Origin of the sequence: Clostridium sp. MF28, from assembly GCF_002969175.1 — a bacterium.
Taxonomy (GTDB): Bacteria; Bacillota; Clostridia; order Clostridiales; family Clostridiaceae; genus Clostridium; species Clostridium beijerinckii.
In genome coordinates this window covers 5,177,232-5,204,145 of sequence record NZ_CP014331.1, presented here as the reverse complement: position 1 = coordinate 5,204,145, position 26,914 = coordinate 5,177,232, and the positions used below count along the sequence as shown (strand labels likewise).

Below are 26,914 nucleotides of genomic sequence, written 5' to 3'. Positions count from 1 at the left end.
TTTTTAAATTTATTCAAACTTAAAAAGACACACTTTATTTAATATTGCTTAAAAATTATGTACTGCTATTCTTTATATATAAAATTCCTTACTCTTTCCAGTAGCATGCTTAAAGCAACTGCATTACAACCACCCTCTGGAATTATTATGTCTGCCCTTCTCTTACTTGGATCAACAAACTCCTCATGCATAGGTTTCACTGTACCTAAATATTGATTGATTACAGAATCTAAATCTCTTCCTCTTTCTTTTACATCTCTTAGCAATCTTCTTATTATTCTAACATCACCAGCTGTATCTACAAAAACTTTAATATCCATCAAATCGCAAAGTTCTTCATTTTCAAATATTAATATACCTTCAACTATTACAACTTTAGCTGGTTTTACTTCTACAGTTTCGTTCAATCTTGTATGTTCAACAAAAGAATATACCGGATGATATATTGTATTTCCCGCTTTTAATTGTCTAAGCTGCTCTATTAGTAGATCTGTATCAAAGGAATTAGGATGATCATAATTAAGTTTTTTTCTTTCTTCCAAAGAAATTCCCTCATTAGATTTATAATAGTAATCATGACAAAGAATTACTATATCATCACTAAAAGCTTCTCTTATATTTTGAGCCAAAGTAGTTTTACCTGATCCGCTTCCTCCAGCTATGCCTATTATCATTATATCTTGCATTTTTTCCTCCATAAGTAATCTAATATAATTATACTTATAATTAATTTTAATAAATACATATTACTACACTTATTAGATTTTATTACAAAATAAAAAAAAAGACAACTCCTATAACTGCGATATCAAATCATATACTACAGTTAATAGAAGTTTATTTTTTACTAACTTTATTATAAATGTTAGCTCATCACAATACATTTTTTTGTAGTGGAGATGACTTTTTATATAAATATACTGTAAGATTTTTATTTTCTTTATTAACATTTTTCAGGACAACAGCATTTTCGTTAATGTTTTCATTATCTCTATCATCAAAGAACTCAATTGCTTTATTAACGCTCTTAATCTCTCCATCACCATTTTTATAAAGCACAGAAAATTTTTCATTAAAACTTCTATAATAATTATTTACTCTCGTATTTTTATGCTCATCCCTATTATATATTTCACAGTTTATATTATTATCATTTTCAAAGAAAGTAATTTCACTATTATCTATTATAAGTTCTTCTTTGTTATCTATATTTGTTTTATCCTTGAAAGTTATATTTTTTAAAGCAAATTCAATATTTGTTACTAAAGCTTCATATTTATCTAACATGTTTACCAATTGTTCATACTCAACGATATCTTCTCCATATTTAACTTTAAAATCATTTAACATATCCTCTACTTTACCTTTATTATATATCCCTTTAAAAGATAAATCCTTTGCTATTTCATTTACTATATTATTTATGCTTTTATATTTAATAAACTGCAACATTCTAATAATAAAAAACATAGACAATATACAACAAGGCACTGATATTATCGGAAAGTCGATTAACAAAGCTCCAAGAAATATTAAAAATATAAAGTTTCTACTTGCATCTTTATATACTGCAATTCCTTCCAAAAACACGGGATTATAAGCCAAAATCTTATCAGCAAGTAAATTCTTATTTTTCCGTTTTATTTTTCTTTCACTTTTTATAACTTTTTTATTATGAACCCCCACGCCAGCAACCCCCTCTTTTCTGTAATCATTTCCTTAATTTTACATCACATATTATTTATTATCAAGCTGTTGTTTTACTTATATTTCTATATTTTTTTACATTTTTTACATTTAATTTATTTTTTGTATTATTATTACTTATCATAATTTCTTTAAATATGTATTTTTCAATTTACTTTTTACCTTTAATTGTCATATAAATTTTTACGTTATATAGTTATCAAAAAATTAATATTACATTCTAAAAAAACACAAATATTATTGACATGAAATAATAGATATGATATATTTAAGTTTTATTTTTTTTAATAATGTGTTATAATAATAGAACAACCATTTAAGGAGGTGTGTTTTTTGTTTTTGATAGGAGATAAAGTCGTTTATCCAATGCAAGGCATAGGCACTGTTGAAAGAATAGAAAATAAGATTTTTTCAGGAAATACCAAGGAATACATAATAGTAAAGATTACGTCAAATAATTTAGAAATTATGATTCCAAGTGATAAGGCATCTAACTCAAATTTAAGAAAAGTTTGTGATAACTCTACCTTAGATCATATATTGCTCACTCTTGAAAATAAAAGTAGTGAATTTGAACTTGCATCATCCAAGGAAAGATATCAAGCTAATGCAAAAAAAATAAGATCTGGATTACTTAAAGATAGTGCAGAAGTAGTTTACGATCTAATTCTTATGAATAAGAAAAAATCACTTAGTTCAAGTGAAAAACAATTATTTAATACTGCTTACAAATTTTTAGTTGAAGAAGTTTCAGTTATAAAAAATATTAGTGAAATTGAAGCTACAAGCTTTTTAAATTTGAACCTTAATTAATTTTTGTTTAGATTAACTATTACAAAATAACCTATATACTGAAAATAGATTTGAATAAACCTGCTAAATAATATAGGTATAATTAATATATTATTTAGCAGGTTTATTTATTTTCTATTTAATTAATAATATAACTAATATTGTTATTATTTTTTCTACAGCTTACGAATAATATTGTATCACTTAGCAAAAAATTAATATGTAAATTTATTGTTTAAGGGAGGTTTTTATTATGCCAAAAGATAGTCAACCTGATAACAAACATGCTAGAATGGAAAAATGCAATCATCAAACTCCTATAACTCAAGAAAATATGAACCACAATCCAAACAGAAAAAGACATTCAGTTAAAAGAGAAGGAGTTCAAAATGACCATATAAATTAGTGTATGGTTTGTCAATTAATAGTATCCTATATATACCATAAAGGTATCAATTATACCAATATATAATAAAAAAGCTATAAGAATAATATCTTATAGCTTATCTTTGCAAACAGAAACTATCTTCTGTTGTTTTGTTGCTTTCTAGCTCTTCTACAATCTGCACATCTTACAGGATCATTTTCGAATCCTTTTTCTTTGTAGAATTCTTGTTCTCCAACTGTGAATATAAATTCTTTTCCACAATCTTTACATACTAATGTTTTATCTTCCATTTTCAATTCCTCCAAATTTAAAGACTTAGTTAAATAATACTTTCTCATAAGGAGAAATTTTAATATAATTAAATCTTTGATATATTTTTTTATTCCCTTTAGGAACTATTTTAGTATATCATAGCTCCCTTTTAATTGCAATACTTAATTTTAATTATTTTCTTCCTATTCCTTTTTCTGTTCCTCACTGTTAACAAAAGAAAGATTACTAAATGAATTGGTTATAATATATCTATTATCTCCAACTTTAATAAACTTCATTTCCACTGAGTCACCAGCCTGAGTTAATGCAACCTCTCTAGATGTCTCCGTTGAAACCGAGAAAATATTTTCATTATTTTTTAATTTAATGTCATAAATACTCGTACCTTCTTTAATAACTAGACCTATCCTTTCTACTTCTCCTCTTATAACTTCTTCCTGATTTCCACTTTCGAGAGAAATATTAGTATTGGTTAATCCCTCTAAATATTTATTTAAAGTAGCTTGAAGTGTATCTCCAACTCCTACAGTGTTATAATTTTTTACATTCACCATGGCATATTGCTTAACTAATCCATTAGAATCTTTCAGCGTCATAAAATATGTCGGCTCATTTTGTATGTTTATCAGATATGGAAAAGTAGCTTTATAACCATACTGTTGTACTTTTCCTTCTGCTGATCTCATGCCTGCTTCTTCTGTAGCACCAGCCGTTTTATACATTTTAGTTTCTCCGGTTCTTGTATTTGTAAGCAAAAATCCTACAAGTGATTCATCACTTCCTACTGACGTTATACCTGTATAATAGTAGCAGACACCCTTATCGTATATAATATTCATACCATCTGTTGTTGTCTTAAGTTTATCTTTATCCGTAAAATTCAAAACACCATGAACCAATTCTCCCCATTTGTTAATATACCTATTAATATATTTCATCGGCTGTATTCTGTCTACCCATTCTGGTAGATTATCAATATTATAAATAGTTGATTCACCTGTCTGAGCATCCATCACTAATGCACCTATGGCCTTTTCTTCTGTAATGCCCACGCCAGTATCATATCTTGTAATGACCCAATATGGTCTGCCGCTGTCATCTAATTCAAAAGTATAATCTGTGTGCCCTGCTTTCATATCTCTAAAGTAAGCTGCTCTATTTAAATCACTAAGAAAATATGCAGAATTTAAATATTTAAGCCTAATATCTTTTCCATCAAGCTGGGTAACCAACTCTACATCATTTTGATTTGTAGCACTTACCTTAATATACCCTATCGTTCCTTCTCTATTGCTAATCCATTTAAGAAAAGAAGAATGCTCAAGTGGTCCAACATAACACAGTTGACCATTTACACTTTGTAATGTCAATTGACCAACACTCACTTGACTCCCAAGACTAGTAATTTCACCTAATTTCTTATCAGCTAGCTTGTATGCAAGTTCTTTATCAATAATAGGCAACTGGTTTATATCAATATATTCTATTTGGCTAGAAAAATCCATTTCTTCTATATTTCCTATTAAATTCCTATGAGCATTATAACTAATTAAAGGACTATATATGATAATTGCACCAACATATAACAAGGCAACAATAATTGCCGTAGATATATATTTTTTATTTCTAATTAATACTCCATATACCAATGTACACGCCACAAATATTCCTGTTATTATTAAAATATTAAGACTTAAATCTAAAACCATAGAACTACTAAAAATTAAGATTAGTCCTATAATTAAGTATGCACTTAATAATATCTTTGAATATCTAATTAAATCTCTATTATTACCCATCCTTTTCCTCCACACTGTATTTTATTTCTTTTGCTTAAATTATAACACAAAGAATGGAATTAAAAAGCCTCTGTATTTATGAAGCTATATAAATACAGAGGTTCATATATTATTAAAAGGTAATATTTCTAATAACATAGCATATAAAGTGTGGAAACTATATTACTTGAATACTTAGATATATGCAATAGCAAATTATTCCTCGCACTCTAGAAACATTCCTTTTGGGGGCAAATAGTTTAAATTCTCATTTTTCACTTCCTATAACAATCAAAAAGAGATAAATAAAGTCCCATCAATTGTTTGAAACCTCATTATCTCTAACCTATTAAATACACTAATATAGTAACAAATATTAAATTTATATTCAACATTTGTTTAAAACTCTTAAAAAAAGTAAGTAAAAATATCTTTTTACTATATTATCTTAACTTTTTTTCACATATACTTACATTATAAAAGAAATATTTTACAAGCATATACATGTTGCAATTCATACTTCACAATGTATAATTTATAATTACTGTTAAAATTCTTGTAATATTTTTAGAATTACGATGAAGGATTATTTTTGCAATATAATTAAAATCTATAATTTTAATTATAGATATCTGAAAATTCTATATTAATTTTTTCAATACAATCTCCGCCTATAGAGCTGCAAAGCGAATATTGCTCTTCTGCATTTTTTACTAGTTTGCATGGGATATATATAACAAATTCAGTGCCATAATTTATTTTACTTTTTACAGATATTACTCCACCATGCAGTTCAACTAAGGACTTTACAAGAGAAAGTCCTATTCCACTTCCTTCATGATCTCTAGCTAGAGATTTATCTACCTGTATAAATCTTTCAAATATCGAATTTAATTTATCTTGCGGAATACCTCTTCCTGTATCTTTAATTTTTATACAAATTTTATCATAGCAATCTTCAATACTAACAGTTATTTTTCCACCACTTGAAGTAAATTTTACTGCATTTGATAGTATATTCAAAATAATTCTTTCAATTTTTTCCGGATCACATGACATAATTTTTTCTTCCACGTTCGTATCAAATATAAGAGACAGTCCCTTATTCTCAATATAGTCAGCCACTGATAAAGTTATATTCTCTATAAGAGCGATAATATCAATATTATGTTCATTGATATTAAAATACCCAGAATCAATTTTTGTTATATCTATAATATTATTAATAAGTCGTAAAATACGATAACAATTCTGTTTCATTATTTTAGTATATTTATATTTATCAATACTTCTATTTTCAAATATACAATCTTTTAACCTAAGTTCATGTATTTGCAGCGCCGAGAAAATAACACTAATCGGTGTTCTTAATTCATGAGATATATTAGAAAAAAATTCTGTTCTTATTCTGTCGTATTCCTTAATTTCATATAATTTTTTCCTCTCTTCTTCAACACTTTTTTGCAATTCTTCCATACGCTTTTTCTCTGTCACATCTATGGCTACTTTCATGAATAATTTATGTCCATCCTCTAAATCCCCAATATATGCTGAATAAAAATTGCAAATTCTTATACTTCCATCATGTGTCCTTATAGAAAACTCCCCATTGTTTTGCCTTTTCTCTGAATTAAATAATTTTTTTATATTTGTACTGCTCAATTCCTCTTTAAAAGCCTCTGAAATATCTGCCCATTCTGAAATCATTGGAATATCTTCAAGTCTATATCCGGTAATATCACTCCATGATCTATTGATCTTCTTTACAAATCCATCTTCGGTATATAACATTATTGGCACTGGTGCCTCTTCTATAGAATGCCGTAATTGTCTCTCACTTTCCTTTAACGCTTCCTCTGTTCTAGTTCTTTCATTCATTTCTTCTTCCAATATAATATTGAATTCTTTTAACTCAAATGTTATATCATATAATTGATTGTCTTTTTCAATAACTTCATTAACTAAATCACTATTTCTTTTTAATAAAATCCTATTCCAACTCTCTAATTGAGTAGATATTGTATCATAATTGCCTTTATGAAATTTTATCTTATGCTCCATAAACTTAATTCTTAAATGCATTTCAATTCTATTTATGACTTCCTCATATTCAAGTGGGGTGCTTAAATAATCATTTCCTCCAACAATATATATTTTATTTCTATCAATTGCTTCTCCACATGTGTTTATAAAAATAATTGGAATATCTCTTAAATCCTCTTCTTTTCTCATAATTTCACATAATTGATACCCATTAACGGATTCCAAATTTACATTTATTAGAATTATATCTGGTATATTTTCCTTTATTGACTTTACAATTGATTCACTTTTTTTCACACTTTTTATATTTACATATCCTCTATAATTAAGAAATTTTATTAACACCCGTGAATCTTCAAAGTATTCATGAACAATAAGAATATTAGCTTTATAAAAAAAGTTTTCTAAATTCTTCATTACTTATAGCCTCTCTTCAAAACATTGTAATATTCCATAAAAAGTATATATTTAAATTTCCTATCTTTTTCTCAGTTTATTTTCCTGACTTTAAATTAAAAATTAGCATTGTAGATGTGTCATTTATATGACCTATATACTGTTCTCCATAAGCTGAAAATCCTATAGTAGGAATATCTTTAAATATTTTAGCATATTCATCTGACAAATTTTTCTTTTTTAATTCCAACGTTCTATGTATACATTGAAAATTTATAATCCCATCAATTTTTCCTAATTCACTGGCTTTATTTTCAATTGTCCTTCTTGTATCATCAATAATATTTGTAGCTTTTAAAAGTTTAACCTCCATTCCTTCAAGTATATTACAATAAAACATCATACTTGTCCCTATAACTCTCTGAGGTGATCTTATAAAAAAATCATTATCTTCAATCATCAATCCTAGCGGGTTACTCATAAAATATTTTGAAATTTCTTCAATATTATCAGCTTTCACAGCATCTGCATATTCAAGCGCAGCTGGTCTATTATTAAATTCAATTACTTGTCTTTTCTCTTCGTCCACTTTATTTGCAACGAAGCTATAGTCCAAAGATTCAAAACTTTGTGTTTTTATAACACTAAACTCAGCATCATCGCTTATCCTTATTAAAATTAAAGCTACTGAATCTGTAGAAGTATATCCATTTACAGAAACATAGGTCTCTACAAACTCATTATTATCCGCAGCTGAACCGCCAACAAAGAACACATTAGTCCTATCACCTATCAGATCCATTATTTTTTCCTCTTTCATGCTTAATCCATCTATTAATGTTATACCAACAAATTTTTCTGAGCTCATATTATATAAACTTTCTTTATAGTATTCTTCAAAAGAAGTAAAAGCAAGCTCTAAATTTAAATTTTTCTTTATATTTTCAACCAATTCAACTTTTATATCAGAAATGATATTAGAGTTAATAGCCATTGCAACAATGGAATTATCCAACATTTCTCCGCTTGCAAGTTCTCCTGCCGTAGAGCACCCTATAACAATGCATCCCTTAAATTCTTCTTCCATAAGTAAACTTATCTTTTGTTGATTATAATTAGAAGATGCAAAAAATATTACTAATTTTATGTCGTTAATATTTAATTGATTTTTTATATCCTTTACTGCATCCTCCTCCGTTATTTTACTTGAGGATGATGATCTTATACTTTTTTCAATATTATCTAAATTATTTACATTTAATTGCCTAGCAATATCAAGAAGTTTATTAATTATTGTCATATCATCTGGAGAATTTATATCAAATTTATTGGGATTAATTCCTTTTAGAATTAATTTAGCTATAGTCATTTCCGTAATAGCAGGATTCCCTTTTGATCTTTGTTGAATGATTTCGTCAATCATCTTTTTTATTTTTCCGGGCAAAAATGACCACCCCTTTCTTTCCACTAAATAAATAATCTATTATTCAAATCGGCTCATATATTGTCCAATTTTTCAAATATAAAGTAATTATAACATATTTTTTCTATATTTTACTTAATTTTCGTATCATATTTTTTAAGATTTTTCAAAAAACTTTTAATTAAAAAAAATGCCACTTATTACATTTAATAAGTGGCATTAACATTAATCTTTACTAGAATATTATCTATTTTTCCAACAAACGAAGCTGTATGTTCAGGCTATAATTTATTTAAAATCCTCTATTCTTATTATGTTATCTATTTTGTAAACAGATTTTAAGCTAGTAATTTCTTCAACCGCACCATCAATTTGAGTCTCACTAGTTCTGTGAGTAACTAATACAATAGTTACCTGACCATCTTCTTCGTCACCTTTTTGTATCACAGACCTTATACTTACATTATGTTTTCCAAGTATTGCAGTAATTTCTCCAAGAACCCCTGATTCATCCAAAACAGTTGCTCTTATATAAAATTTACTTTCAACTGAACCCATGTCTAAAATTTCTCTTTCCCATAGGTTATTCTTTACTACTGGATTCGGATTTTCTGTTTCAACATTATTTCTTACAATAGAAACAATATCACTCACTACCGCACTGCCAGTTGGAAGATCTCCTGCTCCTCTTCCGTAAAACATTAAATCTCCTACTGCATTTCCTCTTATAAATACAGCATTGTATGAATCATAAACATTCGAAAGCGGGTGTTTCTTCGGAATCATTGTAGGATGAACTCTAAGTTCAACTTTGCCATTAGTTTCTTTTGCTATAGCAAGTAATTTAATTCCCATTTTAAATTCCTTAGCATATTTCATATCAACAGCTTCAATTTTTGTAATTCCTTCTCTATATACATTTTTCACATCTATCTTGGACCCAAAAGCTAATGAAGCAAGTATTGCTAATTTATATTGTGCATCATACCCTTCAATATCTGATGTAGGATCAGCTTCAGCATATCCTTTTTCTTGTGCTTCCTTTAATACGTCATCGAAATCAGCACCTTCAAGTTCCATCTTACTTAAGATGTAATTAGTTGTTCCATTTACTATTCCATAAAGAGTTTCTATTTTATTTGCAGTTAAGCTTTCATCTATTCCCTTTATAATTGGAATCCCCCAGCTACACTAGCCTCATAACTAAACATAATTCCGTTTTCATCAGCTTTTTCAAAAAGTTCATCTCCACCAGTTGCTAATAACATTTTATTTGCAGTTACTATATGCTTTTTGTTTTCCATGCATCTTAGCATATACTCTCTAGCGGGTTCCATTCCTCCCATGACTTCAACGACAATTTTAATGCTACTATCTTTTAATATTTCATTAAAATCAGTTGTTACAAGTTCGTCCGATATTTCAATACCTCTTGGTTTATTTTTATCTCTAACAAGAACTTTTGCTATTTCTACTTCATATCCACATCTTTTCATAATTTCTTCTTTGTTAGAGTTTAAAATCATCCAAACACCACGACCAACATTCCCCAATCCTAGTAGTGCTATTTTTACTTTTTTCATTCTGCGCCCCCCTTAAGTTACGACTATTATAAATAATAGTATACGTATTTATTATAATTCTTATATTAATTTTTGGCTATATTTTTTTGTCTAATATTTTGTACGTCAAATAAAAAATTATTACTTATAATTCCACTATTCGAAAATGTTTTCTCAATAAAAAAATATTTTATCATGTTATGTAGCTGCAATTTAAATAAGAAAATTACTTTTTTATCTCTAAATAAAAATTGGCACGAGTTACTTGTTGATATGGATATATCCATAAGACTCCTATTCCAAAAGTCAGAATTGACATAATCCACCACCCAACAAAACTTAACTCAAGGAGTAACAAGCGAATCTTATATCCCCTCATAATTGATAGACTCTGCTTTAAACATTCTATTATAGACTTATTGTTATCTTCACATAATATGAAGAACGCTTGTGAAAACATAAGCGAGACTATAATACCAGGGATTATCAAAAACATTGTTGCAATAGATACAGTTAAATTAATCAATATCCATAATCCTAAGGTCTTAAAGTAAATATTAATGCCTACAAATAAATCATTAAACTTTTCCTCATTATTACTGAATGCCAAATTTAATACAAATTTGCATGTTCCTAACGTAGCCATTCCACCTAAGAAAACACTAACACATTCACCAATAGCAGTAAGAAGACCTCCATCTGGTTGAAGCAACTTCATCGCAACGTAAAATCCACTTATTATTATTAAACTTACAAATAAAGTTGTTATTGCTATTCCCCATTTTCCTTTTAATTGTTTTTTCGACTTTCTCTTTAGTTCAGATATCTTCATTCTAAATCCTCCAATCAGAAATTGTAACAATATTATATTCTATTAAAATCCAGTCAACTTATTTTAAAAAAAATCCAAATATAATTGGTAAAAATATTCCCGGCAACAAATTTGCAACTTTAATTTTACTTATCCCAAGCATATTAAAACCAAGTCCTACGATTAACAGACTTCCTACTGCTGACATATTAGAAATTACATTATCAGTGAGTATTGTTGAAAGTCCTCCTGCAAGCAAAGTTATACTTCCTTGATATATAAAAATTGCGATTGATGATAACATTACACCTCCCCCAAGAGATGATGCAAATATTATTGATGACACTCCATCTAGTATTGATTTAGCAAAAAGAGTTGAGTTATTTCCTTGTAATCCACTTTCAAGAGACCCCACCACTGCCATTGCTCCAACACAAAATAATAAGCTAGATGTAACAAATCCTTCTGATATAGATATTTTATCGTTAGAATTATTTTTCCTTTTTCCATTTATTTTTCTCTCAATCATATTTCCCAAATCATTTAATCTTCTATCAATATCTATAATTTCTCCTATAAGAGCACCTAGTGCAATACAGATTATTATTTGCAATGTATCTTTTCCCTTGAGAGCACCAGATATACCTATGTATAATACACATAAGGCTAAACCATTCATTATTGTGCTACTAATCTTCTCAGTTAATCTACCTTTTACTATTAACCCTATTAAGCACCCACCTATTATTGCTAACGAATTAACTATTGTTCCTAACATTTTTCTTCCCCCAACTTTTTTATTATTTTATTTTCCGATTAATTATAACATATATGACTTATTACCCCTACTTTGCGATTTATAAATAAGGAATTTAATTTCATGAATTTAGCTAATTAAACTCAATTACCAAAAAATACAACGTGTCAAATAAATTATCTTGTACAAACTAATTTATGAAATCATTAATATAGATTTCTAAATAATATTATTCCATTGGAATAGAAAACATTAAGATAATTTTCATTCGTATATTATATTTATTGTATTATTTTAGGTTAACTTTTATCAAAGTAAGACCTTATAGGAGATGATAATTATGGCAAGAATGAGAGAACCTAGATTCAAGTTGTGTAGGCGCTTGGGATTAAATGTTAGTGGACATCCCAAAGCTATGAAAAGAGCCAACAATGGCAGTGCTAGAAACGCAAAAAAGCTCTCGGCTTATGGCCTTCAACTACTTGAAAAGCAAAGACTCAGAGCATACTATGGTGTAATGGAAAAACAGTTTGCCACCTATGTACGAAAAGCGTTAAAAGATAAAGAACCTACTGGTTATGCTCTAATAAAAAGGTTAGAATGTAGATTAGATAACTTAGTTTACAGACTGGGCCTTTCGTCTTCTATTGCACAAGCTCGCCAAATGGTAGTTCATGGGCATATTTTAGTTAATGATAAAAAGGTAGATATTCCTTCTTATGAAGTAAATATAGGTGATATAATTTCTTTAAAAGAAAAATCCAGAAATAATGACTTGTTTAGGGATACTTTTTTATCAAATACTCTTAATACCTATCCGTATCTAGCCAAGGATCAAGATAATTTTTCAGGAACTCTTATAAGATACCCTTTAAGAGAAGAAGTTCCTATTGAAATCAATGATTCATTAATTGTAGAATTCTATTCTAAACTCTAACATAATTAATCATAAATTTAAAATGTATTTTTTTAAATATTATGATAACATCGAGAGGAGGAATTTATCATTGGAATTTAATATAAAACAAAATACTCTTGAAAAAAGACCTTATAGAAGCTTTTCTTTTTGGGAAGAAAAAATTCTAAATGAAGAAAATTTATGGGAGGGTTATTTTGATAATAAAGAGATAACTAACACCTCAAAAGTAATTTACACTGGAATTTTTGATCTTGAAAAAAACATTCTCCAATGCGGTTGGGCTGCTTATCCTTGCGGCTATAGTCTATTAGGATTTTTGCAACATGTATTCTTGCCAACATCTTTTTTTACTTGGTTTGACCGTAAATCTGATGGTTTTCTCATTCCAATATCAGATTTTGATACTGTTATTAATGAGACTTTAAAATACAATGATTCAAATATGGATTTAACTTCTTTAAATTCAATGAAAAATTCATATGATTTTTTGAATAATTTTTGGGACTGCGATTCTGAATCATTAAACCAAAAATTGAAGTCTTTTTCTAAAAAGTTTAATGCGACTTGGAATAACATTCCTAACCAAAGGCTATTTATAGAAATTTTTGATGACCCATGTGACATATTTAATTTTGTAAAGAACTCTATATCATGGGAATCAAAAGAATTCATAGAAGAGGATATTTCTATGAGCTTAGAGGCTCTTAAATTCGCCTGCGATAATGCAGTTGAAGAACCACTATTAAGCAGGAGGCTTATTGATATTCTAAATACCAATGCTCCAATACTCTTCTAATAATAACTATTTGTAAATTGACACAAGACAATTAAAAGTCTTATCTATATAAATTAATCCTATATAATAATATAAACTTAAATAAAAACTCTTATACTTTCATTCGTATAAGAGTCTTTTATAATTAATTAATTCTATTCTTTATCATTTTTTTCTTCTTTTGGTAGTATTGCTATACCAAGTTCAGTTAATTGCTTTTCATCAACTATATTGGGTGCTTCACTTAAGTAACAATATGCATTTTGGTTCTTAGGGAATGCAATAACATCTTTGATATTTTCTGTCCCTGCTAAGAACATAATCATTCTATCAAGACCAAATGCTAAACCGCCATGTGGTGGTGGTCCAAATTTAAATGCTTGTAATAGGTATCCAAATCTTTCATTCACTACTTCATCTGTTAGTCCAAGTGCTCTAAACATTCTTTCTTGAAGAGCTGTATCATGAATTCTTATAGAACCTCCACCTAGTTCTTCACCATTTAATACTAAGTCATAAGCCTTAGAACGTACATTTCCTGGATCTGATTCGATAAAATCTAAATCCTCATCCATTGGTGCAGTAAATGGATGATGACAAGCTTTATATCTTTCTTCTTCTTCACTATATTCAAATAGTGGGAATTCAGTAATCCATGTGAAATTAAATTCATTCTTATCCTTAATCAAATCAAATTGCTTAGCAAGTTCTAATCTTAACGCACCTAAACTTTGGAATACCACTGAATTTTTATCTGCTACTATAAGTATAGCATCTCCAGTTTCAGCATTCATAGTTTTTACTATAGAATTCGTTACATCATCAGTTAAGAACTTAGCTATTGATGATTTAACACCATCTTCTTTAATTTGAATCCAAGCAAGGCCTTTAGCCTTGTAAGTCTTAACAAACTCCCCTAATTTATCTAAAGGCTTTCTTCCAAGGTCTGCTCCACCTTTTAAACATAGAGCTCTAACAGATCCACCAGCTTCTATTGCTGATTTAAATACAACAAAATCTAAATCCTTAACATCTTCTGTTATATTAGTTATTTCCATGCCAAATCTTAAATCTGGTTTATCAGATCCGTATTTTTCCATAGCATCTTTAAATGTCATTCTTTTTATTGGAAGCTGAACATCTACACCTGCTACTTTTTTAAATACATGAGCAATTAATCCTTCGTTTACTGCCATTATATCTTCTTGTTCTACAAAACTTAATTCCATATCAACTTGAGTAAATTCTGGTTGTCTATTCGCTCTTAAGTCTTCATCTCTAAAGCATTTAGCTATTTGATAATATCTATCAAATCCAGATACCATTAATAACTGCTTAAATATTTGTGGTGACTGTGGAAGCGCATAGAACATTCCAGGATAATTTCTTGAAGGTACTAAGTAATCTCTAGCTCCCTCTGGAGAACTCTTTGATAAAATAGGAGTTTCTACATCTAAGAAGTTATTTTCTTCTAAATAATCACGTATAGCCTTTGTAGTTTTACTTCTAATTTCAAATATTTTGTGCATATCAGGTCTTCTTAAGTCTAAATATCTATATTTTAATCTGATATTTTCTGCAGCGTCTAAATCTTCTTTTATATATATTGGTGGAGTTTCTGATTCTGAAAGTATCTTTATATTTTCACATTTTAATTCAACAAAACCAGTTGGCATATTTTCATTAACGCTTTCTCTTTTAACAACTTCCCCTGTTACTGCTACGCAGTATTCAGATCTTACTCCTTTTGCCTTTTCAAAAGCTTCTGCATTAATTTCCTCACCAAATACAACTTGCATTATACCTGTTTTATCTCTTAAATCAACAAATTCAAGTGCTCCAAGCTTTCTGTTTCTTTGAACCCATCCCATTAATGTTATTTTTTTACCTACATGTTCTTCTCTAGGTTCACCGCACATCATTGTACGTTTTAATCCATTTAAAGATTCACCCATTACTAAAATCCTCCCTTAGTTTAACTTATTCTTATTTAACTATTTTAGCTATTTCCATCAAGTCTTCTAATGAAACTTCAAAAATCTCACCATCGCTCATTCTTTTCAAATTAACTTTTCTATTTGTTAATTCATCTTCACCTAAAATAGTAGTAAATGCTGCTCCTAATTTGTTTGCATACTTCATTTCAGCTTTCACGCTTCTACCCATGTGATTTATCTCACACTTCACACCTAAAGCTCTTAAATCACTAGCCAGCTTAAAAGCATACTTACTTTCTGCTTCTCCTCTAGCACCAATATATAAATCAAATAATTTTTCTTTAGGTATTTCTATATTTTCTTTTTCTAAAGTCATAATTAATCTTTCAACACCCATACCAAATCCAACTGCTGGCATATCTGGTCCACCAAGTTCTTCTATAAGCTTATCATACCTTCCTCCTCCACATACAGTAAAATCAGAAGTTAAGATTTCAAATATAGTTTTTGTGTAATAGTCTAATCCCCTTACGATGCCTGGATCTATTGTATAAGGAAGTCCTAAGATATCTAAATATTCTTTGACTTTATTAAAATGTGTACTACACTCTTCACAAACATAATCCAATATTATCGGCGCATTTTTAGTAATTTCATGACATTTCTTCTCTTTACAATCCAATATTCTCATAGGATTTTTTTCAAATCTATCTTTACAAGTGTCACAAAGTCCATCATAATTATCAGCTAAAAATTTCTTAAGCGCTTCATTATATTTAGGTCTACAACTTGGGCAACCTAAATTATTTATATTTAAACTTAAACTTTTTAATCCTAATTCTTTTAATGTATCCATAGCGACTGCTATAACTTCCGCATCCATTGAAGCTGCATTTGAGCCAAACACTTCTAATCCACATTGATGAAATTGTCTAAGCCTTCCTTTTTGGACATTTTCATATCTAAACGCTGGTGTAATATAGTATAATTTTGTTGGCTGAGCTTCGTTAAATAATCTATTTTCCACAAATGCCCTTACTGCTGATGCAGTTCCTTCTGGTTTCAATGTTATACTTCTATTTCCCTTGTCATTGAAAGTATACATTTCTTTCTGAACTATATCTGTTGTATCCCCAACACTTCTTAAAAATAATTCTGTGTGTTCGAACATCGGAGTTCTAATTTCTCTAATTCCATATGTTTTAGCAACCTTTCTAAAGGCACTTTCTATATAATGCCACTTATAGGCATCTTCAGGCAACATATCCTTGGTGCCTTTTGGTGCTTGCATTTCAATCGCCATTGATCTTTTCCTCCTATTTGACTAAACAAATTTACAATATTCTAATTTATTACAGTTAATTATGTATACAATGTATCAAGCAACGCTTTCTTTTTCTCAATCATTTCATCAATTCTAGATACATATTCATGAAGATCTTTTAAGTTTGGAAATCTTTCAAGTCTATCTTCCTCTAAAAATATCACTTTACTTACAGCTGCTGCTCCCAGTGCAATTACTGTTTGTTTTTCCTCAATCATTTGAATATTGTATATACATTCTTTGCCTTCTTTAGCATAACCTAAATTCTCCATATTTCCAACCATATTTTTTTGCCTATACATATAATATGGTGAAATACCTAAATTTTCTGCCAGATTCCTACTTTCTTCATACATTTTTATAATTTCATCTTGGGACGTAATTTGTATTCCTTTTTTTAAGATAAATTCTTCATACATTCTAGACCCTCTTTTAAGCGCTAGGCCATGAACTGTAATGCTATCAGGTTTTAGTTTTATTAACTCATTCTTAGTATGAATAACATCTCCATGCGTCTCACCTGGAAGTCCTATTATTATATCCATATTAATATCATCAAATCCAAGTTCTCTAGCCATTTTAAATTTTTCTTTTATATCTGCTGAAGAATGAGTTCTACCAATTAAATTTAAAGTTTTATCATTCATTGTTTGGGGATTAATACTTATTCTATCTACTCCATACTCTTTCATTGTCTGAAGTTTATTTCTAGTAAGCGTATCTGGTCTTCCGCATTCAACCGTAAACTCTTTTATATTATCATCCTTAATAAAACAATTATAAATTTCTTTCATGATTATGTTGAATTCTTCATCACTTACTGATGTTGGAGTACCGCCACCAAAATATACTGATTCGATATTAAGTTTTCTTTCCTTCACATATGAACTCATACCTTTTATCTCTTTAATAAGTGCCTCTATATATGGCGTCACCATCTTTTTATAAACACCTATAGGGTTCGAAGTGAATGAGCAATATAAACATTTTGTTGGACAAAATGCCATGCCTATATATATAGCTATAGTATTTTTATCCTTATTAACTATTTTTTTCTCAGCTTTTGCCACATCTATACAAAGTCTAGCTTTATCCTCATGAGCCAAGTATTTTTCTTTAAATATTTCTATCACTTCATCTTCAGTATTGCCTTCTTCAAGCAATTTTAATGCTATTTTAGATGGTCTGATTCCAATTAATATTCCCCAAGGATAAATGTCATGAGTTACATTTCTAAGGCACAGAAAAAGAAATCTTCTAAGAGAATTTTTAATATCTTCTCCTAAAGATTCTTCTACATAATAATTATTATATTCAAACCTTAAGGTTTTCTCATCAATATAAACCATATAATCTGCATCTTCTGCACCCACAAATTTAATTTCCCTCATTGAGTAATATACATTAAATAATTGGTATACTTCGTATCTAAATTTAAAATCATTTAAACTAACTTTAACTTCCATCGTTTCTCCCCTTAAAAATGTGCAAATTAATGCACATTTTTATTTTTATAAGAATGGATTATTCCTTTTTTCATATCCTATTGTAGATGCTGGTCCGTGTCCCGGATAAACTTTAACACCATCTCCTAAAGGCAATAACTTTTCCTTTATATTTTTTATAAGCTGTGCTCCATTCCCTCCTGGAAAATCACTTCTTCCAATAGATCCTTGGAAAAGAGTATCTCCTGTAAACAGTTCATCATTTACTAGGAAGCATATACCACCTGCTGTATGCCCAGCTGTCTCTATAACTTTAATTATATTATTGCCTAAAGATACTGTATCTCCTTCTTTTAAATATTTTGAAGCTTTTGGCAGTGATCCAAATACAAACTCGTCATTTTTCATATATTGTTCTTCATTTTCACTTATATAAAAAGGAATATTGAGTTTATTCATTAATTCAATAACTGCTCCCACATGATCCATATGTCCATGTGTCAAAAGAATAAATTTAGGCTTTCCATCCAACCTACTAATCTCTTTTTCTATCAAATTCGGCTGCCCGCCTGGATCTATAATTGCAAGTTCCTTGGTGCCTTCATCCATTATTAAATAACAATTTTCTTCATACATTCCCGCTATTAATGTTTTTATAATCAATTTGAACTCCTCCTAAAAATTTCTCTTACTATCTAATAATATGGTAACAGGCCCATCATTATTAATTTTAACCTTCATGTCTGCTCCAAATTCTCCACATTCAACTTTTAAGTTTGATGTCTTAAGAAGATCTAAGAATTCTTCATACAGCTTTTTAGCCTCTTCTCCACCTTGTGCTTCCATAAAATTGGGCCTTCTTCCTTTTCTACAATCACCATACAATGTAAACTGAGATATCACAAGTATTTCACCTTTAATATCCAATAGTGACAAATTCATTTTATCATTTTCATCATGAAACACTCTCAAATTGATAATCTTATCTTTTATATATTTTAGGTCTTCAAAAGTATCATCCTTAGATATTCCTATTAATACATTAAAGCCTACACCTATTTCACCAATTATATCTCCATCAACACAAACGCTAGATGAGCTCACTCTTTGTACAACTGCTCTCATGTTATCTCACCTTTCTGATATATATAAGATTCTAACTATTTACTCTATATACATCTGTCACACCTTTTAATCTTTTAAGTCGCTTCATTAAATCCTTCAGACTATCGACAGATGTAATTTTTATTTTTACATTAATTAGTGCCGATCCTTGCTTTGCTAAATTCGCATTTACAGCACTTAACTGTAGTTTAAGCTCTGTTATAACACTCATTATATCTGCTAGCAATCCATCTCTATCATCAGCTACAACTTGAATTTCTGCAAAATAAGATGTACCTTGTGCTGATCCCCAATTAACTTCTACTACTCTATCTTTATCTGTATCTATAAGGTTTTGCAAATTACTGCAATCACTCCTATGAACTGATACTCCTCTACCTTTAGTTATATATCCTAAAATTTCATCTCCAGGAACTGGACTACAACACTTAGCAAACCTGACCATAAGATTACTTTCACCTTTTACTGTTATTCCATATCCATTGGGTTCTGGTTTTCTTGCTGTTTTTGCAATTTGTTCCTCGATATTCTTATTTAAAATTTCCTTATTTTCTTTTTCCTTGTTTACCTTATCTACACCTATCCCATTGTCTTCCTTCAATCTTGCAATAAGAGTAGATACAGAGAATCCTCCTATACCAATTAAAGCATATAAATCATCCATAGAATGAATATTATATCTCTTCACTAATTTTTCATAAAAATCCCCTTTAGCAACGTCAGCATAGTTAACACACTGTTTCTTTAATTCCTTTTCAAGAAGTTCCTTGCCCTTTAGCATATTTTCTTCTCTTTTAGCCTTTTTAAACCAAAGTTTTATTTTGCTCTTAGATTGATTACTTTTTGCGATGTTTAACCAATCCATATTAGGTCCCTTAGCATTAGGCGAAGTTAAAATTTCTACAATTTCTCCTGTCTTGAGAGTATAATCTAAAGGAACTATTTTACCATTAACCTTAGCACCTACGCACTTATTTCCTACATCAGTATGTATTCTATATGCAAAGTCTATAGGCGTAGCATTGCTGCATAAATTTATTACAACACCTTTTGGAGTAAACACAAATACTTCATCTGAAAACAAATCTATCTTAAAACCTTCAATAAACTCTTCAGCATCTGATGTTTCTTTCTGCCATTCCAACATATCTCTAAGCCATACTAGCTTCTTTTCAAAATCTTTTTGCTTATCTTGCTCCCCTTTGGCGTTATCTCCCTCTTTATATTTCCAGTGAGCTGCAATTCCATATTCTGCTGTTTTATGCATTTCAAAAGTTCTAATTTGAATTTCAAAAGTTTTGCCTTGTGGTCCAATTACAGTGGTATGTAATGATTGATACATGTTTGGTTTAGGCATTGCTATATAATCTTTAAACCTTCCTGGAATTGGCCTGTAGATAGTGTGTACTATTCCAAGGACACCATAACAATCCTTAACAGAATGCACCAGAACTCTAATAGCCGTTAAATCAAAAATTTGCTCTATGCTTTTATTCTTACTAACCATCTTTTTGTAGATACTATAAAAATGCTTTGGTCTTCCATCAATATCCGATTCAATTCCAGAATTTCCAAGCTTTTGTTTTAAATCATTTACTATATCGTTTATGTAAGTTTCTCTTTCTACTCTCTTTTCGGCAATACTATCTACTAATTCATAATATTCTTTTTCATGTAAATATCTAAAACATAAATCCTCTAATTCCCATTTAATTTTAGACATACCCAGCCTATGCGCTAAAGGCGCGTAAATATCCAATGTCTCTTTTGCTTTGTTTTTTTGCTTTTTTGCTGGCATAAATTTGAGAGTTCTCATATTATGTAATCTATCTGCCAATTTAATAATTATTACTCTTATATCTTTTGCCATAGCAAGCAACATTTTTCTCACATTATCAGCTTGTTGCTCTTCTTTAGTTTTATATTCCATTTCTCCAAGCTTAGTAAGCTTCGTAACACCTTCTACAAGATTAGCGATTTCCGCATTAAAAAGGCTTACTGTTTCATCATAAGAAAACTCCGTATCTTCAATTACATCATGCAATAATCCAGCTACAATAGTATTAGTATCCATACCCAACTCAGCTAGAATTTCAGCTACTGCTATCGGATGAATAATATACGGTTCACCAGATTCCCTTTTTTGGTCCTTATGAGCTTTTTCAGCAAAATCATATGCTTTTTTTACCATTTCAACATCAACATTATTACAATTCTTATCAATCTTTTCCAGTAATTTATCAATCATAAGGATTACGCTCCTTCTATATTAATTCATTTGAAGTAAGTATCTAAAACAAAATAACAGATTAGAAATTACAGTATAATTTTTAGGCAGATAATTTAGTAAATACTGATTCTTAGCGTTAGTCAATTTATCAGCATAAAATACAATTAAATTAATAAAGTATCCTGAATTCCGCTCCGCTTTTTTGAATATACCTAAATTCAAAGGCTGGTTTAATAACCAGCCTAACTTTTTAATAATTATATATTATTTTAGAATTATTTTCAACAATACATTTAAAAGAAATGGAATCCTTACCAATTATAATGCCCAGAAACAACTCTTAAAATACCTAAAATCACAACTTAGATGTCGTATTTAACTAATGATAGTACATCATATCCTTCTAATTTATCTTTTCCTTTTAATTCAGTTAGTTCTATTACAAAATCAAGTGAAGCAACTATTCCACCTGCTTGTTCTATTAATTTAGCAACGCCTTCTACAGTCCCCCCTGTTGCTAATAAGTCATCTACAACAGCAACTCTTTGACCTGGTTTGATTGCATCTTTATGAAGTTGAAGCTGATCCTCTCCATATTCCAATCCATAATTAACTGATATAGTTTCTCCTGGTAATTTTCCTGGCTTTCTTACTGGAATAAATCCTACTCCTAAAGCATATGCCACAGGAACTCCAAAAATAAATCCTCTTGCTTCAGGCCCAACAATCAAATCAATTTTTTTATCCTCTAGATGTTTAACTATTCTATTAATAGTTTCTCTTAGCGCTTCTCCATCAGCAATTAATGTTGTTATGTCCTTAAAACTAATTCCTTCTTTAGGAAAATTTTCGATTACCCTTATTTTTTCTTGTAAATCCATTTTAACTCCTCCATAGAATTTAATTTAACATATCATTTATGATTCAATATTAAACAACTACTAATTAATAAATATTGCTTTACTATTTCATTAACTTTCCATATACCTTATGGAATTATTTGTTTTAAGTCTATATAAATATTTAACAATTTGATCAGCTCTATCTTTATCATTTGTAGTTAAGAGCTCTAAGACAATTCTAGCATTATCCATAACACCTACCGCACCTATAGGCGGAATTATGAATTCAATTATATTATTTATACCATCATTATTAAACTCTTCCAAACTGTTAAATTCTATTATTGATCTCAATCCATTATTATTAGTATTCATCAGGAACTTATTTCCTTCTTTAATTAGTACTCCATTTTCTCCCTTTGATGGTACCTTTGCCCACTGAATACCTATAAGTATTAAATCTAAATATTTATTTATACTTTTCATATTATAATATATAGCAATAGCTTGCATAAGCTTAAAAGTAAGTCCACTTGTCGATAAGTTCTTATATCTGTATTGGCACCCCTTTTGGTTAGGATTTATATAAATATAGTCATTAACAAGATCACTTTCTTCATTTTCAAGAATAATTAAATCAATACCTAGTTTTTTGCATAGCTCAACTTCTTCTTTAGATTTTAATCCAACACCTAAAGTTATTAATAGTTCAGCACCTAAAAAATCTACGTTATTTTTTATATCTACCGAATTTATTCTAGCATCAGCTTCTTGCCTATCATATATTAAATATTCTACATCAGCATTTAAATATCTCAAAACAAGAATTAACGATGAAACTGCACAAATCCCATCGACATTATATGTACCATAAACAACTATTTTTTGTCTATTATTTACCGCCAAAGCTAATCTCTCTATTGCTTTGTTCATACCCTTAAGTATAAATGGGTTATATCCGCTAATATAATTTGGACAATATATACTTTCCCAGAATTTACGCATGGTTTATTCCTCCATAAAATTAGAAAACACCTTTATTATAAATGATTATAATAAATTTTACAATTATTTTGTTAACAAATGAAAAAACCCCCATTGTGCTGGAGGTTTCTTCATTTCCAGTAATTAAGCTTTTTGTAATTTTTTCTTTTGGCTTCTAACTCTATCTTTTAAGTATACCCAAATTGGTGATGCTATACATATTGATGAATACGCTCCACTTATGATACCTACAATTAAAGGTATCGTAAATGCTTGAACAGATGGCACTAAGAAATTCATTGCTATTATAGTAACAACTGTTGCTGAAGAAGTATATAATGATCTTGCTATAGTTTCAGTCAAACTTACATCTGCCACTTCAATTGATTTCGCTCTTCTCATCATCTTTGTGTTTTCTCTAATTCTATCAAAAATAACTATCGTATCACACATAGAATATCCCACTATAGTCAGTATCGCTGCTATAAAAGGTGTATTTACTGGAATATAAAATATTGAGTAAACAGAAATAGTTACTAATATATCATGAATTGTGGCCGCTATAGCCGCTACTCCAAATTTGAATTCAAATCTAATAGCTATATATACTAACATTACTGCAAAAGCCGCGAGTAATGCATATATAGAATTTTGAGTCAACTCTCTACCTACTGATGATCCTATTTCATTCTGTGAAACTAGCACTTTATCATCCAGTTTATATTTAGATTCTAAATCAGATACAATTAATCCTAACTTATCACTATCCAGATCTGCTGATTTTATTTCATATTGATTATTATTAATTGTATTCGTCGAAGCATCTGGTGCATAACTTCGAATGATTGTGTCAACATCATCTTTATTTATACTTTCGTCTAGTTGAAGTACTATTTCAGAACCACCTTTAAAATCTATACCAAAGTTTAGTCCTCTAACACATAAGAATCCCATTCCGATTACAATAATGATTAGGGATATTGAAAACCATAATTTTGTCTTTTCCATTATTTTAAGCATGTTTTTCATCCCCCTTTTTCAAAGTAACACCAAAGTGTGATGGTTTATTTATAATTCCACTTTCAACAGCTAAATTAACAAGTACTTTTGTTACTACCAAACCTGTAAATAAACTTATAATTATACCTATCATAAGTGTAATTGCAAAACCTTTTACTGCTCCAGATCCTATAAAATATAGAATTAGTGATGCAAGTAAAGTTGTCATGTTAGAATCTACTATTGAAGATAATGCATGCTCTGATCCTTTTTTCACTGCCGCCTTAACAGTGTACCCTTTCTTTAACTCCTCTTTAGTTCTTTCAAACGTTAGTATATTAGCATCAACAGCCACACCAATAGTAAGCAAGAATGCCGCTATACCTGGAAGAGTCAATGTAACACCTACTTCTATAAAAGCAAAAAGTGTAAGTGTTATATACAAAGTTAAAGCAATATTAGCCATTAATCCTTGAATTCTATAATGGAATAGCATGAATAAAAATACTAATCCAACTCCTATAATTCCCGCCTTAACAGAGTTTGGAAATGCTGTAGCTCCTAGTTCCGCTCCAACATTACTAACTGAAACTTCTTTAACTGGAAGTGGAAGTGCACCTGCATTAATCATTCCAGCTAATTCCTTATTCTTTTGTAATGTATCATGTGTTTCAATACTTGCTTTTCCACCTGAAATTTGCGAATTTACTCGCGCACTAGATATTTCTTCGTCATCAAGGTAAATTGAAATATTTTGCCCAATATATTTTCCTGTTGCATCTGCAAACTTTTGTGCACCTTCATCATTTAATTCTAAACCAACTTCATATCCACCATTTTGTTGATTCATTTGTGCAGTTGCTTTTTTTACATCTGAACCTGTTAAAATTTCAGTTCCACCTGGCCCTTTAAAACTCAAATTACCAGACTTAACCAAACTATCTACTATTTCCTTAGAATTAGTTAATCCCGGTACATCTACTCTTATTCTCTTTGGACCTTCTGTTGCTACAATTGTTTCTGCAACACCAAGTTTATTTACTCTTAAAGATAAATGTTCCTTAGCACTTTGTAATTCTTCTGCAGTTACATCATCTTTTTGAATTTCCATAAGAACAGAAACTCCGCCTTGTAAATCTAGTCCTCTAGTTATTACTTTATCAAATGATTTAAATTCCCATCCTCCTAGAACAAATCCTTTAAATCCTGCAAAAGCTAACAGTCCAATTACAGCAATAATTAATATCAACAATGCTGAACTTTTGCTTTTTCTTTTCATCTTAATCCCCCTCTGCATATTATGTCTTTCATTAGGTTAGTATTTACTATATATTCCTTACTGAAAATTTTGGATTACAATTTCATTAACAGTTTCCTTTATTATGTAAAATACTTTAATATTTAAAATTAAGAAATTAAAGTCTTTAAGCTTAATTTTAAAGAACTTATTACTTCTTAATTTTAAATATTATTACATTCTTATGTTGCACATTGTTCATTATAGCACACTATAATTTCTTAATAAAGTTTTTTATTAATGTATGATATAACAATAAAATACTGTTTAACCTTCATTTAAATAAAAATGATTTCACATATGTATAACTTCTTTTAATCTTTGTAAAGTTAGTCATTAAAAACTGAAGTATCTTATAAATTTATCCCTAGCATCCCAGCAAGAGTACCTACAACCAGTGCTATAATCAATTTAATGAAGTCAAAAATCTTAAATGCTAATTCTCCATTAAAGCTACTAGATAGTATAAACAATACTAAATAATATGATAGTGCTACTCCAAAGCCTACAAGCCATCCCTTTGATTCATTTTTCTTTGCTCCTATCATTGCTCCTAAACTTAAACTGCATAAAGATATTATTACATATATCATGTTAAAAATACCTTTACTAAATACTAGTTTAGTCATCAATAAAGATAGAATTGTAACTCCTATGAAGCTTAGAATCAAAGTTCCAATAGTACCTTTTACTACTGATCTAAAATATTTACTATTTTCCATCAAAAACACCCCCCAACACTTCATTTTATGAAATATTAAAGGGCATTATGATTAATCCATCTTTATTTTATGAGATATTCCGCTCTTCTCTAATTTAATTCTAGTTTTTGCAGGACCACTTTCAATTGTAACTGATTTTTCATCTATATGTGTAATCTTACCTATGATTCCACCTCTTGTCACAATTTCATCATTTACTTTCAATTCATCAATCATACCTTGATATTTCTTTTTTCTCTTCTTCTCAGGTAATATAAGAAGGAAAAAAAATATCACAAATACAAGTAAATAAGGTACTACGCTCGTAAGTAACGCTAACATATTATCCATACTTTTCCTCCAATGTGTTTATTCTATTTTTTTATATTCATGATATGTAGTTTAC

The 26,914-nt window shown here is 29.2% G+C and carries 24 protein-coding genes and 1 pseudogene; 4 read left to right on the top strand and 21 right to left on the bottom strand.

Annotated features, from left to right (window positions below; genetic code table 11):
- Window positions 1-65: 65 nt before the first annotated feature.
- Together udk and AXY43_RS22910 are read right to left on the bottom strand one after the other, a co-directional pair.
- Window positions 66-686, bottom strand: coding sequence for a uridine kinase (gene udk / locus AXY43_RS22915; protein ID WP_011968885.1), 621 nt, complete (start codon window positions 684-686; stop codon window positions 66-68).
- A gap of 187 nt (window positions 687-873) precedes the next feature.
- A complete protein-coding gene (locus AXY43_RS22910; RefSeq protein WP_011968884.1) occupies window positions 874-1,686 on the bottom strand; it encodes a hypothetical protein in 813 nt (270 codons plus the stop codon).
- A 354-nt stretch (window positions 1,687-2,040) separates the two neighbouring features.
- On the opposite strand from AXY43_RS22910, the gene AXY43_RS22905 reads away from it, so the two are divergent.
- Both AXY43_RS22905 and AXY43_RS28135 read left to right on the top strand, forming a co-directional pair.
- A complete protein-coding gene (locus AXY43_RS22905) occupies window positions 2,041-2,520 on the top strand; it encodes a CarD family transcriptional regulator (protein ID WP_011968883.1) in 480 nt (159 codons plus the stop codon).
- 232 nt (window positions 2,521-2,752) lie between these two features.
- Window positions 2,753-2,905 (top strand): hypothetical protein, encoded by a 153-nt coding sequence (locus AXY43_RS28135; protein ID WP_011968882.1) that lies wholly within the window; start codon window positions 2,753-2,755, stop codon window positions 2,903-2,905.
- A 116-nt stretch (window positions 2,906-3,021) separates the two neighbouring features.
- On the opposite strand, the gene AXY43_RS22900 is transcribed toward AXY43_RS28135, so the two are convergent.
- From AXY43_RS22900 to AXY43_RS22870, 7 genes and pseudogenes are all read right to left on the bottom strand, one after another.
- Window positions 3,022-3,177: a zinc-ribbon domain-containing protein gene (locus AXY43_RS22900; protein WP_011968881.1), complete on the bottom strand. Its 156-nt coding sequence runs from the start codon at window positions 3,175-3,177 to the stop codon at window positions 3,022-3,024.
- Between the two features lie 165 nt (window positions 3,178-3,342).
- A complete protein-coding gene (locus tag AXY43_RS22895) occupies window positions 3,343-4,959 on the bottom strand; it encodes a cell shape-determining protein (RefSeq protein ID WP_105412210.1) in 1,617 nt (538 codons plus the stop codon).
- Between the two features lie 597 nt (window positions 4,960-5,556).
- On the bottom strand, window positions 5,557-7,398 hold the full coding sequence (locus tag AXY43_RS22890) for an ATP-binding protein (protein ID WP_105412209.1): 1,842 nt from the start codon (window positions 7,396-7,398) through the stop codon (window positions 5,557-5,559).
- A gap of 76 nt (window positions 7,399-7,474) precedes the next feature.
- A complete protein-coding gene (locus AXY43_RS22885) occupies window positions 7,475-8,821 on the bottom strand; it encodes an FIST signal transduction protein (RefSeq protein WP_011968878.1) in 1,347 nt (448 codons plus the stop codon).
- Window positions 8,822-9,088: 267 nt separating this feature from the next.
- A pseudogene (locus tag AXY43_RS22880) lies at window positions 9,089-10,383 on the bottom strand (homoserine dehydrogenase).
- 205 nt (window positions 10,384-10,588) lie between these two features.
- The gene (locus AXY43_RS22875) at window positions 10,589-11,194 is read right to left on the bottom strand and encodes a DUF975 family protein (protein WP_023976274.1); all 606 of its coding nucleotides are present in this window, start codon (window positions 11,192-11,194) and stop codon (window positions 10,589-10,591) included.
- 58 nt (window positions 11,195-11,252) lie between these two features.
- The gene (locus AXY43_RS22870) at window positions 11,253-11,951 is read right to left on the bottom strand and encodes a DUF554 domain-containing protein (RefSeq protein ID WP_011968875.1); all 699 of its coding nucleotides are present in this window, start codon (window positions 11,949-11,951) and stop codon (window positions 11,253-11,255) included.
- A gap of 319 nt (window positions 11,952-12,270) precedes the next feature.
- Between AXY43_RS22870 and rpsD the strand changes: the two genes are divergently transcribed.
- Together rpsD and AXY43_RS22860 are read left to right on the top strand one after the other, a co-directional pair.
- Complete coding sequence (rpsD, locus tag AXY43_RS22865) at window positions 12,271-12,867, top strand: 30S ribosomal protein S4 (RefSeq protein WP_039770608.1); 597 nt, start codon at window positions 12,271-12,273, stop codon at window positions 12,865-12,867.
- Between the two features lie 70 nt (window positions 12,868-12,937).
- Window positions 12,938-13,645, top strand: coding sequence for a hypothetical protein (locus AXY43_RS22860; protein WP_105412208.1), 708 nt, complete (start codon window positions 12,938-12,940; stop codon window positions 13,643-13,645).
- 134 nt (window positions 13,646-13,779) lie between these two features.
- Here AXY43_RS22860 and aspS read toward each other — a convergent pair whose 3' ends face one another.
- The 12 genes from aspS to yajC all read right to left on the bottom strand — a co-directional run bounded on the left by aspS (window position 13,780) and on the right by yajC (window position 26,859).
- On the bottom strand, window positions 13,780-15,579 hold the full coding sequence (gene aspS, locus AXY43_RS22855; protein ID WP_077868744.1) for an aspartate--tRNA ligase: 1,800 nt from the start codon (window positions 15,577-15,579) through the stop codon (window positions 13,780-13,782).
- 31 nt (window positions 15,580-15,610) lie between these two features.
- Window positions 15,611-16,864, bottom strand: a complete 1,254-nt coding sequence (gene hisS, locus AXY43_RS22850) for a histidine--tRNA ligase (protein ID WP_011968872.1) — start codon at window positions 16,862-16,864, stop codon at window positions 15,611-15,613.
- A 59-nt stretch (window positions 16,865-16,923) separates the two neighbouring features.
- The gene (locus AXY43_RS22845) at window positions 16,924-18,351 is read right to left on the bottom strand and encodes a coproporphyrinogen III oxidase (RefSeq protein WP_105412207.1); all 1,428 of its coding nucleotides are present in this window, start codon (window positions 18,349-18,351) and stop codon (window positions 16,924-16,926) included.
- Window positions 18,352-18,396: 45 nt separating this feature from the next.
- Window positions 18,397-18,993: an MBL fold metallo-hydrolase gene (locus AXY43_RS22840; protein ID WP_011968870.1), complete on the bottom strand. Its 597-nt coding sequence runs from the start codon at window positions 18,991-18,993 to the stop codon at window positions 18,397-18,399.
- Window positions 18,994-19,005: 12 nt separating this feature from the next.
- Window positions 19,006-19,455 carry a D-aminoacyl-tRNA deacylase gene (gene dtd, locus AXY43_RS22835; RefSeq protein ID WP_011968869.1) on the bottom strand — a complete coding sequence of 150 codons (450 nt, stop codon included), beginning with the start codon at window positions 19,453-19,455 and terminating at the stop codon, window positions 19,006-19,008.
- Window positions 19,456-19,486: 31 nt separating this feature from the next.
- The gene (locus tag AXY43_RS22830; RefSeq protein ID WP_011968868.1) at window positions 19,487-21,703 is read right to left on the bottom strand and encodes a RelA/SpoT family protein; all 2,217 of its coding nucleotides are present in this window, start codon (window positions 21,701-21,703) and stop codon (window positions 19,487-19,489) included.
- A gap of 344 nt (window positions 21,704-22,047) precedes the next feature.
- Window positions 22,048-22,566, bottom strand: a complete 519-nt coding sequence (locus tag AXY43_RS22825) for an adenine phosphoribosyltransferase (protein ID WP_011968867.1) — start codon at window positions 22,564-22,566, stop codon at window positions 22,048-22,050.
- Window positions 22,567-22,656: 90 nt separating this feature from the next.
- On the bottom strand, window positions 22,657-23,532 hold the full coding sequence (locus AXY43_RS22820; RefSeq protein ID WP_011968866.1) for a DHH family phosphoesterase: 876 nt from the start codon (window positions 23,530-23,532) through the stop codon (window positions 22,657-22,659).
- 123 nt (window positions 23,533-23,655) lie between these two features.
- On the bottom strand, window positions 23,656-24,531 hold the full coding sequence (gene secF, locus AXY43_RS22815; protein WP_039770614.1) for a protein translocase subunit SecF: 876 nt from the start codon (window positions 24,529-24,531) through the stop codon (window positions 23,656-23,658).
- Window positions 24,524-25,789: a protein translocase subunit SecD gene (secD, locus tag AXY43_RS22810; protein ID WP_105412206.1), complete on the bottom strand. Its 1,266-nt coding sequence runs from the start codon at window positions 25,787-25,789 to the stop codon at window positions 24,524-24,526. The genes secF and secD overlap by 8 nt, the downstream gene beginning before the upstream one ends.
- A gap of 371 nt (window positions 25,790-26,160) precedes the next feature.
- Window positions 26,161-26,529, bottom strand: coding sequence for a TIGR04086 family membrane protein (locus AXY43_RS22805; protein ID WP_039770618.1), 369 nt, complete (start codon window positions 26,527-26,529; stop codon window positions 26,161-26,163).
- Window positions 26,530-26,580: 51 nt separating this feature from the next.
- Window positions 26,581-26,859 (bottom strand): preprotein translocase subunit YajC, encoded by a 279-nt coding sequence (gene yajC / locus AXY43_RS22800; protein ID WP_017208831.1) that lies wholly within the window; start codon window positions 26,857-26,859, stop codon window positions 26,581-26,583.
- Window positions 26,860-26,914: the final 55 nt, after the last annotated feature.